This window comes from Shimia sediminis (genome assembly GCF_003990645.1).
Classification (GTDB): Bacteria; Pseudomonadota; Alphaproteobacteria; order Rhodobacterales; family Rhodobacteraceae; genus Shimia; species Shimia sediminis.
Map to the genome: position 1 here is coordinate 1 of NZ_RYZK01000014.1, position 16,187 is coordinate 16,187.

Consider the following 16,187-nt stretch of genomic DNA (forward strand, 5'->3'; position numbering starts at 1 on the left):
ATGGAGCAGCCCGGTAGCTCGTCAGGCTCATAACCTGAAGGTCGTAGGTTCAAATCCTACTCCCGCAACCATTACACTCGAACAAGAAGCCACCTCAGGGTGGCTTTGTTCGTTTTGGGCATGGTGTTCATGTTGAACCGCGCCGGGTTTGCCGGAGGCTCCAACTCTTGAGTAGGATGGAGCATTATGAGCAAGGCGGCGAAAAAGTACTCCCCGGAAGTGCGCGAGCGTGCGGTTCGCATGGTTTTGGACAATCTAGGGCAGCATGAGAGCCGCTGGTCTGCGATCCTGTCAATTTCATTGAAGATCGGCTGCGCGCCACAAACGCTCAACGAGTGGGTCAAGAAGGTTGAGGTTGCTACTGGTCAACGTGGCGGCGTCACGACCGAGATGGCCGAGAAGATGAAGGCGCTGGAGCGCGAGGTTAAAGAGCTCAAGCAAGTCAATGAGATCCTTCGCAAGGTATCGGCATGTTTTGCCCAAGCGGAGCACGACCGCCGGTCCAGGACATGATTGCCTTTGTCGAAGAGCACCGTGGCGCCATCGGGGTCGAGCCGATCTGCAAGCACCTGCCGATTGACCCATCCACGTTCTACGATCACCTGGCCAAACGGGCGAACCCTGACTTGTTGTCGGATCGGGCAAAGCGCGACAAGGCAGTGCGGCCAGAGATCGAGCGGGTCTGGGAACAGAACTACAAGGTCTACGGCGTTCGCAAGGTCTGAAACCAGATACCCGGGAAGGCATCGATGTCGCCCGCTGCACGGTGGCGCGGCTGATGAAGGACATGGAGATTGAAGGTGTCATTCGAGGCAAGAAGCCGAGGACGACAATCCCGGACAAGTCCCAGCCGTGTCCGCTGGACAAGGTGAACCGTCAATTCAAGGCACCTGTGCCGAATGTCCTGTGGGTGAGTGACTTTACTTATGTCGCGACCTGGCAGGGGGTTGTCTACGTTGCATTCGTTATCGATGTCTTCGCTCGCCGGATCGTTGGCTGGCGGGCCAGCACGTCGGCGCATGCTGGGTTCGTGCAGGATGCTCTGGAGCAAGCTGTTCATCAACGGGAGCAAGCGAATGGCTTAGTGCATCATTCGAATCGCGGGTCGCAATATCTGTCTATCCGATACGCGGAGCGTTTGGCCGAGACCCGAATAGAGCCGTCAGTTGGCAGCGTGGAGGACAGCTACAACTATGCCCTGGCCGAAACGATCGACGGCCTATTCAAAGCAGAAGTCATTCACCGCCGTGGCCCATGGCGTAGCTTTGATGCTGTCGAATACGCCACGCTTGAATGGGTGGACTGGTTCAACAACTGCCGCCTGCTGGAACCCATCGGAAACATACCGCCAGTAGAGGCCGAGGCAAACTTCTATACGGCTCTGGAAAGATCAGACATGGCCGCGTAACTAATATTAATCAGCTTCCGGCAAGCACGGAGCGGTTCAAAGGACCGCATGGGGCCGCTTGCAGTAAAGCTTTGCATACGGGCGGCTGTCCGACGACCTCTTGGTGGGAATTATGCACGTCCCAAGACGTCCAGACCCTCCCCATAGCCCAGGCCCTCAAAGTCCTTTGCATAGATCATCCGGACCGCGGCAGCCTGTTGCGGGGTCAGCGCGCCGCGGGCGTCTGTACTGCCGGTCTTGTGGGGCACGTAATCGCGCAGAGCACCGGATACGCCCAGCCGGCCCTGCAACGCCGCAAGGTCCCGGTCCAGCGTCTCAACGCTGCCGATCATGTCATAGGCCGCAACCGGAAAGGCCATGAGATCCAGCTGCGGCATCCAATGGGCATCGCTCATCAGGAACCTGCGCCCGGCAAGGGCCTCGAGAAACTGATCCAGCGGCACCTCCCGGTCATCCGACACCCCAAGCAGCGCCCGGAAACGCGCGTTCGTGGCGCTGGGGCGGGCAATCTTGTCGCGGTGCGCAGACAAGAGCCGCGTATAGGGGTTCCGCACCACGGTGAACTTGAAATACCCCTCGCAGATGTCTGCAACCTCACCCTTGCTCAGATCCGAAGGGCGTATGTCGCCAAACTTGACCCGCTCTACCACGGCCCGCTCCAGTGCCTGCTCTGCAGGGACAAACAGGCTGGCCACGACGGTTGAATTGGCGGCCTTGGGAATGCGGCTGTAAACACAGCGCATGTCGCGGTGGATCAGCGTGCGAAAATCCACCGCATCGATATTGGCGCGTGTCGGGAAACGGCGAAAGAACGGGGTGCGCGCCTTATAGGCCCGCACGATCTGGCGATAGATCCTGTCTTTTACCGCTGTAACGCGTCGCGCCATGCCGCAAGTCCCCTTTTCTCATACCCCCGACACACCCACCAAACCCGGTCATCATATCTGACACCACCAGCCGCCCAAGACCTCACTCTTCGCGCTCGACCGCGATCAGGCCCAGCATGCGGGCGGCTTCCATCGACAGGATCGAACTGTCCAGCCCCTGCGGTGCCTGATAGCGGCGGATCGCGGCGCGGGTGCGTTTGTCCAGCGCCCCGGTTATGACGCCCGAGTAATGCCCGCGGGCCTTCAGGGCGCGCTGCAGCGAGGCCGTGAACTCTTCGGTCCAGATCGCGTCACAGGGGGTCTCGAACCAGGTTTCGCGGCGCTCTTCCACGATGCGCTGCAGGGTCTCGCTGCGATAGACGGCGGGGCTGATCACGGTGCCATCGGCCATCACCTCGGCGGGTTGCACGATGATCTGCTCGGTCACGGTCTCGATCACGGCCGGGCTGACCTCGCGGCCCCAGCAGGTGCCGGGTTTCGCCCCCGGCGGGGCCGAGGCGGCAGTGCTGCGCACCACGTCCGGTTCGGTCAGCGCCGCCAGGTCCGGTGCCGCCACATCCGCCGGATCACAGGCCACGAGGCCGATCAACGCCACGGCGCAGGCCAGTTGAGAGAACCGGGGGTGGGACAACAACATGCTCGGGTGCCTCTGACGGGACTTTGCACTCTTCTACCCGGTTTTGCGCTTTACCAAAAGACCTATGCGTTCGCCGGGGCCAGCAGTGTATCCAGCATCTCCGAGATATCCTCGATCTTTTCGGCAATCACGTGGGTCACGTTGTTCTCGCGCTGGATTGGTCCGGTGACGCGCAACAGCCGGCCCGCGATCACCGCGCGGCGGAAATGTTCGTACATCTTGCGCCAGACCACCACGTTCACCACCCCGGTCTCATCCTCAAGTGTCAGGAATATCACCCCCTTGGCGGTGCCAGGCCGCTGACGCAGAATCACCAGCCCCGCCACGGTGACCCGCGCGCCGTTGGGCGGGATCTCCAGCTGGGTTGCGGTGATGGCCGAGGGCGGGCGCGGCCAGGCATCATAGGGGGCAGGGGTGAGGGCAGAATTCCACATGGGAACAAATATAGAACATTTTCATTTTGTCGCAAGGTGACACCGGACCGGTCGCAAAAGGGGGTGGCGAAAGTGTTCATGCAGCATTACCTAGGGAAAAATCGTTCAAGGAAAGTGCGAAGACATGGCAAAGATCACCTACGTCGAACACAACGGAACCGAACACACCGTCGACGTCGCCAATGGGTTGACCGTGATGGAAGGCGCCCGTGACAACAACATTCCCGGCATCGAGGCCGACTGTGGCGGCGCCTGCGCCTGCTCGACCTGCCACGTCTATGTGCATCCCGACTGGGCCGACAAGCTGCCCGCCAAGGATGACATGGAAGAGGACATGCTGGACTTTGCCTACGAGCCCGATCCCGCCCGCTCGCGCCTGACCTGCCAGGTCAAGGTGACCGACGCGCTGGACGGTCTCATCGTGCAGATGCCTGAAAAGCAGATCTGATGCTTTTGGTGGCGCGGCGTCTTCTGTTGCGCCCCTGGCACGGGTCCATCCGCCGCGCGCGGCAGCTGTCGCGTGCGTTGCCGGTGTTGCTGGCGCTTGGCGGTGCGGCCAGCGCCGACATCCTCTCGGCCCATTATAATGCGCCCACCACCCGCTATGCCCATGGCGTCCTGGGGGATGCGGTGGAATATGGCGCGCTTGTGCTGACCATCGACACATGCCCCGCCTGCGCCCTTCTGCGCAAAAAGACCGTGACCATCACCCTGCCGGAGACCCGCGTCTTCGAAGACCTCGAACCGCGTCTGGCGGACCTTGACGGCGATGGCTCGGCAGAAGTGATCGTGGTCGAATCCGACGCCCGCCTTGGGGCCTCGCTGGCCATCTACGGGGCCACCGGCAAGATCACCGCCACCCCCTTTATTGGCCGCACAAACCGCTGGCTCGCCCCGCTTGGCGCGCATGATCTCGACGGTGACGGCAAGATCGAACTGGCCTATATCGACCGCCCCCACCTCGCCAGAACCCTGCGTGTCTGGCGCTATGACAACGGCGCGCTGACCCATGTCGCGGACAGATCCGGCCTGACCAACCACCGCATTGGCGAAGATTTTATCTCCGGCGGCATCCGCACCTGTGCTGGCCGCCCCGAGATCGTCACCGCCAGCGGCGACTGGTCCCGTGTCATGGTCACCACCCTCGACGGCTCAGGCCTGACCAGCCGCGATGCGGGCCCGTTCAAGGGCCCAAAGAGCCTGACGCGGGCACTAAACTGTCAGTGATCATAGGCCGGGTCGCAAAACAAAAACCGCGCTTGCTCTTCCTGACCAACCCCCATCGCGCTCAGCAAGGCCACCGTGATCCGCCCGCCCGAGTTGCGGTTCCCCGTCAGCCGTTCCTGACCCGCCGCAATCCCCTTGCGCGTGTTCGGCCCCGGTGAGCCATCCGGCCTGCCGACGTTGATGCCCATATCGTTCAGTTTGCCCTGCACGATCTGCACCAGTTCCGGGTTGGCATCATCCAGCATCCCGCAATAGGCCGGTGGAATGCCGACCTGTTCGGCACTCAGCGCCACGTCCTTGAACATGTACTCATTGTCCGCCGCATATTCCCGAACATAGGCCAGCAATGCCCCGCGATGGGCAAAATCCTTGATCGCAATACCCAGTTCCGCATTGTCGATGCCCACGGCGATCTCTTCCATCTGGCGGAAATACTTCAGCCCCGGATCTTTCTCGAGGATGTAATACTGCCCATAATCTCCGAACACACAGCGGCTGTCGTCGCAGACATCCACCGACCAGGTCCCGGCGCCTGTGCGCTGCCCCATGCAGGCATAGTTCCGCCCCGCCACAAAGGTGATGAACCGCTGCCCGTCAACCTGAAGATTGTGCACGATGTCCGCGCTGTCCACCTTATAGGCCGCGCGAAACATCTGCCCGCAATAGGCCAACGCCGAGGCCCGGCTTGCCAAAAGCCGCCCCTTCAGGCCCCCTCCGGGCCGCCGCGCCCGGTCAAACACCAGAATATGCTCGCCCGCCATCTCGACCGGTGACAGGTAATGCATGGTGTCCGGCGCGGTGCTGTACATCGCATCCATCAGGCCAATCGACACGCCCGAGCGCAGGAAAAACTGCGTGGTGGCGTTGGTGGATTGCGACAGGATCGCCAGAATTTGCCCCACCTCGCTGGCGCTATAGTCGCGCTCGGGCAGGGTGATCGACGGCTGGTGCACCCCCAGCCGCGCATTCACATGGGCAAAACGGCGCGGGAAAAACCGCCCCTCGTAATCCGTGAACCCGCCAAAGAACGCCAGCGAACAGGCGCTCTCGCAGCGCGCACCGTCGCCCACCACGGTGACATAGTTCATCTCGCGGATGATGCCCGCCAGCTCCAGCGCCTCGGTGAAACTGCCACCGGGAGAATCCAGGCTCACCACATGGCTGAACGGGCAATAGCCCGGTGACAGGCAGTTCACCAGATTGTGCTGCCGGATCACCGCGCGCAGCCGCTCGGCATCGCCCTTGACGATCTGACCCCGAACCTGGATCACGCGCCCCGCCTGAAAGCTGCCGATGACGGCGGGCATGTGCAGGGTTTCGTAACTGTGCGCCCCGTCGCTCGACAGGCCGCCCTCGAACACCCAGCCCCAATCCTGTTGCAGCTGCTGCAGGCTCGCCACGGTCTCATGTTCCCCGCCTGCGCCGGTGCCGCCAATCGCGTTGGTGTAGATCGGGTTCAGGTCCAGAACGCGGATACGTGCGTCGGCAAAGGGCGACCGCTCCAGCACCTCGAACTCGGCCGCCTGCGCCGCGAACGCCGCGACCATCGCAACACCCAAGCCCCTCATGATGTCCCGCACGCGCATCCTCTGTCCTCCCCAATTCGGTCAGGTCAGCTTAGCCGCCAGGCTCAGTCTTGCAAGTCGCGGCTGATCTGCGGCAAATGCCTAAATTTTGGGCATCTGTTACCGTAACACCCATTTTGTACAACTTGGTCAGGGACCCCGAAAAATGTTGTACAAAATGGAGAGTCACCCCCAGAAAAGGTGTACAACTTGGTCATTTAACCGGATTTTAACGTTTGGCTCAGCCCGGATCACGCCCGCCAAGATAGGCCAGGATTTTCGGAAATCGCGCCACATCCACCGGGATCGGCTTGCGCCAGGGGCTGTATCCCCGCGCCAGCACCAGACCAAAAATCACCAGTACCCCCATGGCGATACCTCCGCCCATCAGCCGCTCACCGCTGACCCCGGTCAACAGCGCCGCAATCAGCAGGCCAACCCCCACAAGGGTTGCCACAACGCCGATGGCAAACAGCACCAACCGGGCTTTGCCATGCTCGCCATAGCCGATGCGAAAGTCCGGATTCAGCCGTGATAGGGACGTGCTAAGATGTTGGGATAATTCGATAAAAGCGGCGCAATCCTCGCTGTCACTGCGCGACGAATGGGGAAAGGACGTGGCAATCCGCTGCGGTGCAACCCCGTCATCCAGATCCAGCCGCCACATCAGCTGATCCCCAATCCGGTGCTGCACGAACTGCGCTGCCTGTAGCTGCTGCAAAGCCAGGACCCAGCCGTTTTCCCCTTTGCATTCAATGGCTTCCGGGGTCACGCAATAGGTCAGCTGCCCGCGCATTGGCGCGGGCCGAATAAGGAATTCGCGGCCTGCGCTCAAAGGGCGCGCCAGCCGATGTCACGGCGGTGGAAACCTTCGGGCCAGTCGATCTGATCCACCATCGCATAGGCCCGATCCCGCGCTTCCTGCAGCGTCGCCCCGCGCGCGGTGACGTTCAGAACACGCCCTCCAGTCGCCGTGATCGCGCCGTCCGCCGCGGTGGTGCCCGCGTGGAACACCATGTTCTTGCTGTCCTCGGGGAGAGTGTCCAAGCCTTTGATCACGCTGCCTTTTTCATAAGAGCCGGGATAGCCGTTTGCCGCCATCACCACGGTGATCGCGTGGTCATCCGCCCAGTTTACCTGCGCCTCGTGCAGCCGCTCTTCGGCTGCTGCATGCATCAGGTCCATGGCCTGCGCGCCCAGCCGCATCATCAGCACCTGGCACTCTGGATCGCCAAACCGCACGTTGTACTCGACCAGCCGGGGCTGACCGTCCTTGATCATCAGCCCTGCATAGAGAACCCCTTGATAAGGCGTGCCTTTTTTCGCCATTTGTTCCATCGTCGGCTGGATGATCTCATCCATCGCCTTCTGGGCAATCTCATCCGTCAGCACCGGCGCCGGGGAATAGGCGCCCATGCCTCCGGTGTTCAACCCGGTGTCGCCTTCGCCCACCCGTTTGTGGTCCTGCGCGGTGCCAATCGGCAGCGCCGTCTTGCCGTCACAGAGGATAAAGAACGACGCTTCCTCGCCTTCCATGAACTCTTCGATGACCACTTCCGCGCCCGCGCCCCCAAAGGCCCCGCCGAACATATCGTCGATCGCCTCCAGCGCGGTCTGCTCGTCCATCGCCACGATCACACCCTTGCCCGCAGCCAGCCCGTCGGCCTTGACCACGATGGGCGCGCCCTGTTCGCGGATGTAGGATTTGGCGGCCTCTGCGTCGGTGAAATGGCCGTACCCGGCGGTGGGTGCACCTGCTAAGTCACAGATTTCCTTGGTGAAACTCTTGCTGGCCTCCAGTTTGGCTGCCTCTGCCGAGGGGCCGAAAACCAACACGCCCGCTTCGCGCAGCCGGTCCGCGACCCCTGCCGCCAGAGGAGCTTCGGGGCCGACGATCACGAAATCAATCGCGTTCTCTTCGACAAAGTTGCAGACCACGCCGCCGTCCTCGATGTCGATCCTGGCGCAATCCGCGATCATCTCGATCCCGGCATTGCCCGGTGCCACGATCAGCTTGTCACACTTGGGGTTCTGCATGACCGCCCAGGCCAATGCGTGCTCACGCCCACCGCTGCCGAGGATGAGGATATTCATGGCGGCTCTGTCCTTCTGCTTGGCCTTCTGTCACGGGCGTTCTAAGCTGTCGCGACCCGTTCCACAAGCGAGGCCAAATGTCCGACCTTATCGATAGCCCCATTGAAGGCGAAAACGCCCCGGAATTCAGCGTTTCCGAGATCTCCGGCGCCCTGAAACGCACCATCGAAGGTGCCTTTGGCCGCGTGCGTGTACGTGGCGAAGTGGGCCGGGTGATGCTGGCGCGCTCGGGGCACTTGTATTTCGACATCAAGGATGATCGCTCGGTCATTGCGGCGGTCAGCTGGAAGGGACAGGTCAGCCGCCTGTCGATCATGCCCGAGGAAGGCATGGAGGTGATTGTCACCGGCAAGCTCACCACCTTTGGCTCGCAATCCAAGTATCAGATCAACGTCGATGACGTCGCCGTCGCGGGCGAAGGCGCGCTGATGGCGATGCTGGAAAAACGCAAGAAACAGCTTGCCTCAGAGGGGCTGTTTGACCCTGAACGCAAAAGGCCGCTGCCCTATCTGCCTGAAATCATTGGGGTTGTGACCTCGCCCTCGGGCGCGGTGATCCGCGATATCCTGCACCGCCTGCGCGACCGGTTCCCGCGCAAGGTGCTGATCTGGCCGGTGGCCGTGCAGGGCGAACAATGCGCGCCGCAGGTTGCCAATGCCATCAAGGGTTTCAACGACATGACCCCCGGCGGCGCCATGCCACGCCCCGATTTGCTGATCGTGGCGCGGGGCGGCGGCAGTATCGAAGACCTCTGGGGCTTCAACGAAGAAATCGTCGCCCGCGCTGCCGCGGCGTCCGACATCCCGCTGATTTCCGCCGTGGGGCATGAAACCGACACCACGCTGATCGACTTTGTGTCCGACCAACGTGCCCCGACCCCCACCGCCGCCGCCGAAATGGCCGTGCCCGTCCGCCTCGATCTCCTTGGCTGGACCGAAGAGCAGGGCGCGCGCCTGACCCGCGCACTGGCAGACGGCCTGTCCCGCCGCGACCAGCGCCTGCGCGACCTGTCGCGTGCACTTCCGCGCGCCGAGGCCTTGCTGCAAAGCCCGCGTCAACGGCTGGACACCGTCTCGGAAACCCTGCCACGCGCCTTGCGGGCAGGGGTGCAACATCGTCAGGTCCGCCTGAGCGAGGTCAGCGGCTCCATGCGCGCCAGCACCCTGCAACGCATGATCGACGGCAGGCGCGAAGCGCTGGGCCGGCGCACCGACCGGTTGCGCCCCGAGGCCTTGCGGCAAGAGAACAAGCGCCGACAGGACAAGCTGAACGACCTGATCCGCCGCATGACAGAGGCCGGCGACCGCCGTCTCGACACTCAGAAAGAGCGCCTCGCCAACCTTGACCGCATGCGCGAGACGTTGGGGTATCAGGCAACTCTGAAACGCGGCTATGCGGTGGTGCGCGGTGACGGCGCCGTGGTCACCGGCACCAAACAGGCCAGGGCTGCAACCGAGATCGAGATCGAGTTTGCGGATGGTCGCTTCACCCCGGGGGGCAAACCCGCCCCGCGCAAAACCACACCCCCCAAAGAGCCTCCAACCCAAGGCAGCCTGTTTTGACATCAGGCTTCATCTTGCCAGAAATACTCCGGGGTGAATTGGCCGCCCAGCGGCCAAGAGGGGCAGCGCCCCTAAAGCCTTTTGCGTTATTACCGTGTCAGGGAAACGGGCAAAACGCTTTAGACGCCCACATCAGGCCCGAGGCACAGCATTTCCCCGTCGCCTTCAACCTCGTAAAGCTCTGTTGCATCAGGGGAATTTTCAAACCGCGCACTTAACCCAAAGCCGCGTTTGAAAAAGCTCCAGCACTGCGGGTCGGGGTTATCTTCGTAGACAAAGCAAATCTGTCCGGCGTCCTCGTACCACCAGCCATCCTTGCATTTGCCATCCAGAAACGACCAGCGTACGCGGCGATCAGGCAGGTATTCCTCGACCCCATAGCGTTCGCCCAAACTGCCGTAATACAGCGTCTTACCTTGGGTATAGCTGTCGAACTCTGCGGCGCTCATGGGCGCTTCGCCCAGGGCGGGCTGGGCCATCAGGCCCAAAAACACAACCAGATGTTTCATGAGCCCATGCTGCCCAAAGAACGGCTCTTGATCCAGCCCTATTCTGCCCCTGCGCGCAAAGCCGCCACCCGGGGGTCCATCACCCGGCGCCACATTCTTGGCCAAAGGGCGAGAACAGCCATCACAGGCAGCGAGTACGGCAGCACCGGCATGGTCGCCGGATCGAGGTCCAGCGCCGGATAGGTGCGCAAGGGGTGCATGTGGTGGTCCGAATGGCGCGGGGCATTCAGCATCAGGGCGCTGGAATAGAAATGCCTGGCGTTCCAGCTGTGTTCCGGCCCCACGGGCTCTAGCCGCCCATCCGCCCCGCGTTTTCTGGACAGCCCATAGTGCTGCACATAGTCGGACAGCAGCAGCTGCACCTGCGCGTAGCTGGTCACAAGCAGCAGCGCGACAACGCCGCCTGCACCAAACATCAACGCCGCAAGAGACACGGTGACAATGCCGCCCCCTACATAGTGCAGGTAAGGATGCGACCAAAAGGACAGGGTTTTGCCACGGCGCGCGCGCAACGCGTTTTCCGCCCGCAACCCTTTGACAAAGGACCCAGCCCAGGCCCGCGGCCAGAACCGGTAAAAGCTTTGCCGCGCGGCAGGGCTGTTGGGGTCCATGGCGCTGGCCGCCCAGACATGATGCACACGCGTGTGGGCCGAGGCATGATGGCCAAACAACAGCGAGATATAGACAGCCTTGCCCAGCCGCCGGGGCCATCGGGCCTGTTTGTGGATCAACTCGTGGGCGTTGGCATTGCTGACCTGGCCAAAGAACAGTCCAAAAGCAATCAAACAGGCAAGCTGCTCGGCCAGGGAAAAGCCTGTGGCACCTCCGATTGCGGCAACCGCCAGCCCCAGCAGTACAAAGTGCACGCCGCCCAGAAACAGCGCCAGCTCTTCGCCTGCCGGAAACTCTCCGTCCGCGCGCTTGCGCGACGCGGCCCCGGCCACAAGGCGATCCAGGATGTAGACGAAACAGGTCATGTAGACCACGGCGAGCAGGCACCAAAGCCCCCCCGCCATTGCGGCAAGCGCAAGCAGGAGCACGGGCGTAACGGTCGCAATGGTGAACCAGATCATGGGGCGAACTTTCCGACACAGAGGTGCCCGCCGATAGTACCTCATGTGGCGCAATTGAAAACCTTGTCCCCTCTTTACCATGCAATCTCAACGCATATGGGCGGGCGGGTGTCGTTTTTGGCTCGCTCTTTTGCCGTGACCGACGCTAGGTTGTCGCCAACTTTCAGGAAACGGGGAACCGACATGGCACTGGACGAGTCCAAAAAAGGCATTTGGAAATCCGGCAAAGGCAAAGGGCGCAAGACGCCCAAAGGGCGGCAGCTGGACGATACAGCCCACGCCGACGTGCTTGCCCTGTTGGGAGAGCGTCCCCGCAATCGTGACCTTTTGATCGAGTTTCTGCACTTGATTCAGGATGCCTATGGGCATCTGTCGGCCGCCCATATTCGCGCTCTGGCTGAGGAAATGCGTACAGGACAGGCCGAGATCTATGAGGTCGCCAGCTTCTACGCGCATTTCGACGTTGTGAAAGAGGGTGAAACCCCGCCGCCTGCACTGACCATCCGGGTGTGTGATTCCCTGTCCTGCGAGTTGGCAGGTGCCGAACAGCTGCAAAAGGCGCTGGAAGACGGGCTGGACCCGGCCGAGGTGCGCGTTGTGCGTGCACCCTGCATGGGACGTTGCGACACGGCGCCGGTGCTGGAGCTGGGCCATAACCACATCGATCACGCGACGCCCGAAAAGGTGACCGCCGCGATTGCGGCGGGGGATACTCACGCCCATGTGCCCGCGTATGAAGACTACGCAGCTTACGCGGCCAAGGGTGGCTATGCCGAATTGCAAGCGCTGCGCGATGGCGGCGATTGGGAGGCCGTTCAGGCGCAGGTGAAAGAGGCCGGCTTGCGCGGTCTTGGTGGTGCGGGGTTCCCCTCGGGCACCAAGTGGGGCTTTGTGCGCGCCAACGCAGGCCCGCGTTACATTGCTGTCAATGGGGATGAGGGCGAGCCGGGCACGTTTAAGGACCGCTACTATCTCGAGCGCACGCCGCATATCTTCCTCGAAGGTATGCTGATCGCCGCCTGGGCGGTCGAGGCGGACAAGGCCTTTATCTACATGCGCGACGAATACCCTGCGGTGCTGGAAATCCTGCGTCGTGAGATTGCGGCACTGGAAGCAGCTGGCGTTGTCGCGCCGGGCTATATCGACCTGCGCCGTGGGGCCGGGGCTTATATCTGCGGCGAAGAAAGCGCGATGATCGAATCGATCGAAGGCAAACGCGGCGAGCCGCGCCACCGCCCCCCCTTTGTGGCGCAGGTGGGTATCTTTGGTCAGCCGACCTTGGTGCATAATGTTGAGACGCTCTATTGGATCGCACGTATCTGCCGGGAAGGGCCGGAGGTTCTGAATTCGGTTGAAAAGAACGGGCGCAAGGGCCTGCGGTCGTTCTCGGTTTCGGGGCGTGTGAAAACCCCCGGCGTACATCTGCTGCCCGCGGGATCGACCATCATGGATGTGATTGAAGCGGCGGGCGGGATGCTGGACGGGCAGTCGTTCAAAGCTTATCAGCCCGGCGGCCCGTCGTCGGGGCTGTTGCCTGCCAGCATGAATGACATTCCGCTGGATTTCGACATGTTGCAGCCGCATGGCACCTTTATCGGCTCTGCCGCCGTTGTGGTGCTGTCCGATCAGGACAGCGCTCGGGATGCGGCGCTGAACATGCTGCGCTTCTTTGAAGACGAAAGCTGCGGGCAATGTACGCCGTGTCGGGTGGGCTGTGAAAAAGCTGTGAAGCTGATGCAGGCTGACACCTGGGACAAGGATCTCTTGGAAGAGCTGAGCCAGACCATGGTGGATGCCTCGATCTGCGGTCTGGGTCAGGCTGCACCAAACCCGATCCGGCTGACCATCAAGCACTTTGCGGACGAGATTTAACACAGCGCGAGAATTTCCGTTGGGGCAGGGGCGACAAGGCGCGCGGCTTGTGGCTTAATGCCGTCAGGCCATTGCGAGTAAGCTGATGACTGTCCTTGAAGAAATTGCGCTGCGCCAGTCTTTTCGATTTGCCCTGTTGCTGGTCGGGTTGGCGGCTGCGGTAATTTACGCATTGATCTACTGTTATCGCGGCCCTTCGGTGGCCAAGACGCTCGTGAAATCCGTACCATTGCTGAGCTTTGCCCTGGCGGGTTTACTGACCTTTGCGCACCCTCTGGTCGTCGGGGCCCTGATCCTGTCTGCCATCGGTGACATTGCGCTGTCACGGGATGGGGAACGGTCCTTTCTGGCAGGGCTGATCAGCTTTGCCCTGGCTCATGTTCTCTATGTCATTCACTTCTGGGGGCTGGCTGGGGGGCTTCACATATCTTTGGGTCTGTTGCTGGTGATGATCTTTGCCGCCTCGACCGAAGTGTGGCTGACCCCGCACACGGGCACAATGCGCTGGCCCGTGCGGGTCTATGTGATCCTGATTTCCCTGATGGGCATGACGGCTCTTGGCCTTTCGGGCATGCAACTTGCCATGGTGGGGGCCTTTGCCTTTTTGGCCTCGGATACGATCCTGTCGATCCAGTTGTTCCGCATGTCCGAAAGCTCGCGCTGGCAGGTTCCGGCGTCGGTTGCGCTATGGATGCTTTACGTTGGCGGGCAATTTGCGATCCTGGCCGGAGCCGGTTGGTCAACACCGCTCTTCCATTTCCCCTGAACGCGGATTACTTGGGGGAAGATGATTTCCGGAGGCCCTCATGGCGTTTTTTTCCAAACTCAAGGACAGGCTGTTCAAATCTTCTTCGAAGCTCGAAGAGGGGCTGGACGCCATTGTCGAGGAAGGGGGCGAAGAAGTTGCCGCCGAGGAAACTGCCGCTGAGGTCGCGCCAGAACCCGCTCCGGAGCCTGTGGCAGAGCCAGAGCTTGCACCCGAGCCGGAGCCCGCACCCGCCCCAGAGCCAGCGCCGACACCCGATCCGGTCCCCGCACCCAAACCTGAACCCGCGCCTGCACCTGCACCGCAACCGGCCTCCAAACCGGGATTGCTGGCACGGTTGACAGGGCGCGCGGCTGGCAAGCCTGTGGTCAAGCGTGTGTTGGACGACGACATGCTGGAGCAGTTGGAAGAGCTGCTGATTACCTCGGACATGGGGGTCGACACCGCGATGCGCGTGACGGCGAACATTGCCGAGGGACGCTTTGGCAAACGCCTGTCGACCGAAGAGATCAAACAGCTTCTGGCAAATGAGATCGCCCGGATCATGGAGCCGGTGGCCAAGCCTCTGCCGCTTTATCCTACAACGCCGCAGGTGGTGCTGGTTGTTGGGGTGAACGGCTCGGGCAAGACGACGACGATTGGCAAGCTGGCCAGCCAGTTTCGCGCAGCGGGCAAGAAGGTGGTGATTGCTGCCGGGGATACGTTCCGCGCCGCTGCTGTTGAGCAGTTGCAGGTCTGGGGCGAGCGCGCGGGCGTGCCCGTGCTGACAGCGCCCGAAGGTTCGGACCCGGCGAGCCTCGCCTTTGACGCCATGACAAAGGCTCAGGAAGAGGGCGCGGACCTCTTGATGATCGACACGGCCGGGCGTTTGCAGAATCGCGCGGACCTGATGGAGGAACTTGCCAAGATCGTGCGGGTGATCCGCAAAAAGGATGAGAACGCGCCGCATAACACGCTGTTGGTGCTGGATGCGACCACGGGGCAAAATGCGCTGAACCAGGTTGAGACCTTCCAGAAGTTGTCGGATGTTTCGGGGTTGGTGATGACCAAGCTGGATGGCACAGCCAAGGGCGGGGTTCTGGTCGCATTGGCGGACAAATTCGGCCTGCCGATCCACGCCATTGGTGTCGGCGAAAAGATCGACGATCTGGCGCCGTTTGATCCCGAAGAATTTGCCGCCGCCCTGACGGGGCTGCATGTCGAATAACCGGGCACTGCGCACCGTTTGGTGTGACGGGTGAGCAGCTGGATCACCACGCTCGAAGGCACGCCAAGTGGCGAACAGGTTGCCCTGATCCTTGCCCTGATCGCGGCGTTTCTGCATGCGGTGTTCGGCGCGCTGCAAAAGGGGCGGCATGATCCGTGGCTGTCTCGGGGCGCGATCGACTTTGCGCTGGTAGTGATCTCTGCCCCGGTGGCGCTGTTTCTGGTCCCCTGGCCTGAGGGTCACGTCTGGCTGATCCTGCTGGGGGCGATGGTCATCCACTTTGTCTACAAACTGGGGCAGGCGCTGGCCTATGTGCGGGGCGCCTATACGGTGGTCTACCCGGTTGTGCGGGGCACCGGCCCCCTGTTCACGGTGTTCGGGGCCTGGATCATCTTTGGCGAAAGCTTTGCGCCGTTGCAGTGGGTGGGCGTGGCCGTCCTGGTGAGCGGCATTTTTGGCTTGGCGGCTTATAACCTCATTCACATCGAAACGGGGCGCGACACGCTGGTCCCGGCCTTGTGGCTTGCGGTTGGAACCGGCGCGCTTGTGGCCGTCTACACGACCTATGACGCCTATGGCATTCGCGCGACGCCTGATCCCTTTACCTTTCTGATGTGGTTCTTTTTCCTAAGCTCGCTGGACTTTCCGATCATCGCGGCGCTGCGCTGGAAAAACATGGCCTATCGCCCGCCCCTAAGGCCGCTGTTTGTGCGGGGCCTTGCGGGGGCTTTTGTGGCCTGGGGCAGTTTCGGGTCCGTGATGCTGGCAACGCGGCTGGGTAAGGTCGGGGAGGCGGCTGTGATGCGTGAAACCTCTCCGGTGTTTGCCGCACTCATCGGGGTGCTGGTGCTGCGCGAAACCGTGGGGCCAAGGCGTATCATTTTGATGACACTCATCGCTGCCGGAGCCGTGCTGGTTGAATTGGGCGGGTGATTGCGGCACAGAG

At 61.9% G+C, this 16,187-nt stretch carries 15 protein-coding genes, 1 pseudogene and 1 other annotated feature; of the genes and pseudogenes, 8 read left to right on the plus strand and 8 right to left on the minus strand.

The features are described from left to right. Nucleotides 1-186 precede the first annotated feature (186 nt). Nucleotides 187-1,408: pseudogene (locus EK369_RS19560) on the plus strand (IS3 family transposase). Beyond that, nucleotides 468-584: a sequence feature (AL1L pseudoknot), on the plus strand. It overlaps the preceding pseudogene by 117 nt. 110 nt (nt 1,409-1,518) lie before the next feature. Here EK369_RS19560 and EK369_RS19565 read toward each other — a convergent pair. The 3 genes from EK369_RS19565 to EK369_RS19575 form a co-directional block, all read right to left on the minus strand. Continuing rightward, nucleotides 1,519-2,295: a sulfotransferase family protein gene (locus tag EK369_RS19565; RefSeq protein WP_127115962.1), complete on the minus strand. Its 777-nt coding sequence runs from the start codon at nt 2,293-2,295 to the stop codon at nt 1,519-1,521. An 82-nt stretch (nt 2,296-2,377) separates the two neighbouring features. Continuing rightward, complete coding sequence (locus EK369_RS19570) at nt 2,378-2,932, minus strand: peptidoglycan-binding domain-containing protein (protein ID WP_127115963.1); 555 nt, start codon at nt 2,930-2,932, stop codon at nt 2,378-2,380. A 62-nt stretch (nt 2,933-2,994) separates the two neighbouring features. Beyond that, complete coding sequence (locus EK369_RS19575) at nt 2,995-3,366, minus strand: OB-fold nucleic acid binding domain-containing protein (RefSeq protein WP_127115964.1); 372 nt, start codon at nt 3,364-3,366, stop codon at nt 2,995-2,997. Nucleotides 3,367-3,490: 124 nt separating this feature from the next. Here EK369_RS19575 and EK369_RS19580 point away from each other — a divergent pair, with 124 nt between their 5' ends. Both EK369_RS19580 and EK369_RS19585 read left to right on the plus strand, forming a co-directional pair. Beyond that, the gene (locus EK369_RS19580; protein WP_127115965.1) at nt 3,491-3,814 is read left to right on the plus strand and encodes a 2Fe-2S iron-sulfur cluster-binding protein; all 324 of its coding nucleotides are present in this window, start codon (nt 3,491-3,493) and stop codon (nt 3,812-3,814) included. Then, nucleotides 3,814-4,593, plus strand: coding sequence for an FG-GAP repeat domain-containing protein (locus EK369_RS19585; protein WP_235871495.1), 780 nt, complete (start codon nt 3,814-3,816; stop codon nt 4,591-4,593). Before EK369_RS19580 ends, EK369_RS19585 begins: the two co-directional genes overlap by 1 nt. On the opposite strand, the gene EK369_RS19590 is transcribed toward EK369_RS19585, so the two are convergent. From EK369_RS19590 to purD, 3 genes are all read right to left on the minus strand, one after another. Next, the gene (locus EK369_RS19590) at nt 4,587-6,179 is read right to left on the minus strand and encodes a COG3904 family protein (RefSeq protein ID WP_127115966.1); all 1,593 of its coding nucleotides are present in this window, start codon (nt 6,177-6,179) and stop codon (nt 4,587-4,589) included. The two genes, EK369_RS19585 and EK369_RS19590, sit on opposite strands and share 7 nt — an antisense overlap. Nucleotides 6,180-6,399: 220 nt before the next feature. Then, entirely contained in the window at nt 6,400-6,954 is a 555-nt protein-coding gene (locus EK369_RS19595; RefSeq protein ID WP_127115967.1) for a hypothetical protein, read from the minus strand. Between the two features lie 35 nt (nt 6,955-6,989). Continuing rightward, nucleotides 6,990-8,252 carry a phosphoribosylamine--glycine ligase gene (purD, locus tag EK369_RS19600; protein ID WP_127115968.1) on the minus strand — a complete coding sequence of 421 codons (1,263 nt, stop codon included), beginning with the start codon at nt 8,250-8,252 and terminating at the stop codon, nt 6,990-6,992. A gap of 77 nt (nt 8,253-8,329) precedes the next feature. Between purD and xseA the strand changes: the two genes are divergently transcribed. Next, nucleotides 8,330-9,814: an exodeoxyribonuclease VII large subunit gene (gene xseA, locus EK369_RS19605; protein WP_127115969.1), complete on the plus strand. Its 1,485-nt coding sequence runs from the start codon at nt 8,330-8,332 to the stop codon at nt 9,812-9,814. Between the two features lie 119 nt (nt 9,815-9,933). Here the strand turns inward: xseA and EK369_RS19610 are convergent, their stop codons facing one another. Continuing rightward, entirely contained in the window at nt 9,934-10,323 is a 390-nt protein-coding gene (locus EK369_RS19610) for a hypothetical protein (RefSeq protein WP_127115970.1), read from the minus strand. A 38-nt stretch (nt 10,324-10,361) separates the two neighbouring features. After that, nucleotides 10,362-11,396 carry an alkane 1-monooxygenase gene (locus EK369_RS19615; protein ID WP_127115971.1) on the minus strand — a complete coding sequence of 345 codons (1,035 nt, stop codon included), beginning with the start codon at nt 11,394-11,396 and terminating at the stop codon, nt 10,362-10,364. Nucleotides 11,397-11,579: 183 nt separating this feature from the next. On the opposite strand from EK369_RS19615, the gene EK369_RS19620 reads away from it, so the two are divergent. The 4 genes from EK369_RS19620 (at nt 11,580) to EK369_RS19635 (ending at nt 16,174) form a co-directional block, all read left to right on the plus strand. Continuing rightward, nucleotides 11,580-13,268 (plus strand): NAD(P)H-dependent oxidoreductase subunit E, encoded by a 1,689-nt coding sequence (locus EK369_RS19620; RefSeq protein WP_127115972.1) that lies wholly within the window; start codon nt 11,580-11,582, stop codon nt 13,266-13,268. Nucleotides 13,269-13,353: 85 nt separating this feature from the next. Then, entirely contained in the window at nt 13,354-14,034 is a 681-nt protein-coding gene (locus EK369_RS19625) for a lysoplasmalogenase (RefSeq protein WP_127115973.1), read from the plus strand. A 40-nt stretch (nt 14,035-14,074) separates the two neighbouring features. Next, nucleotides 14,075-15,241 carry a signal recognition particle-docking protein FtsY gene (gene ftsY, locus EK369_RS19630; protein WP_127115974.1) on the plus strand — a complete coding sequence of 389 codons (1,167 nt, stop codon included), beginning with the start codon at nt 14,075-14,077 and terminating at the stop codon, nt 15,239-15,241. Between the two features lie 30 nt (nt 15,242-15,271). After that, complete coding sequence (locus tag EK369_RS19635) at nt 15,272-16,174, plus strand: EamA family transporter (RefSeq protein ID WP_127115975.1); 903 nt, start codon at nt 15,272-15,274, stop codon at nt 16,172-16,174. Nucleotides 16,175-16,187 lie beyond the last annotated feature (13 nt).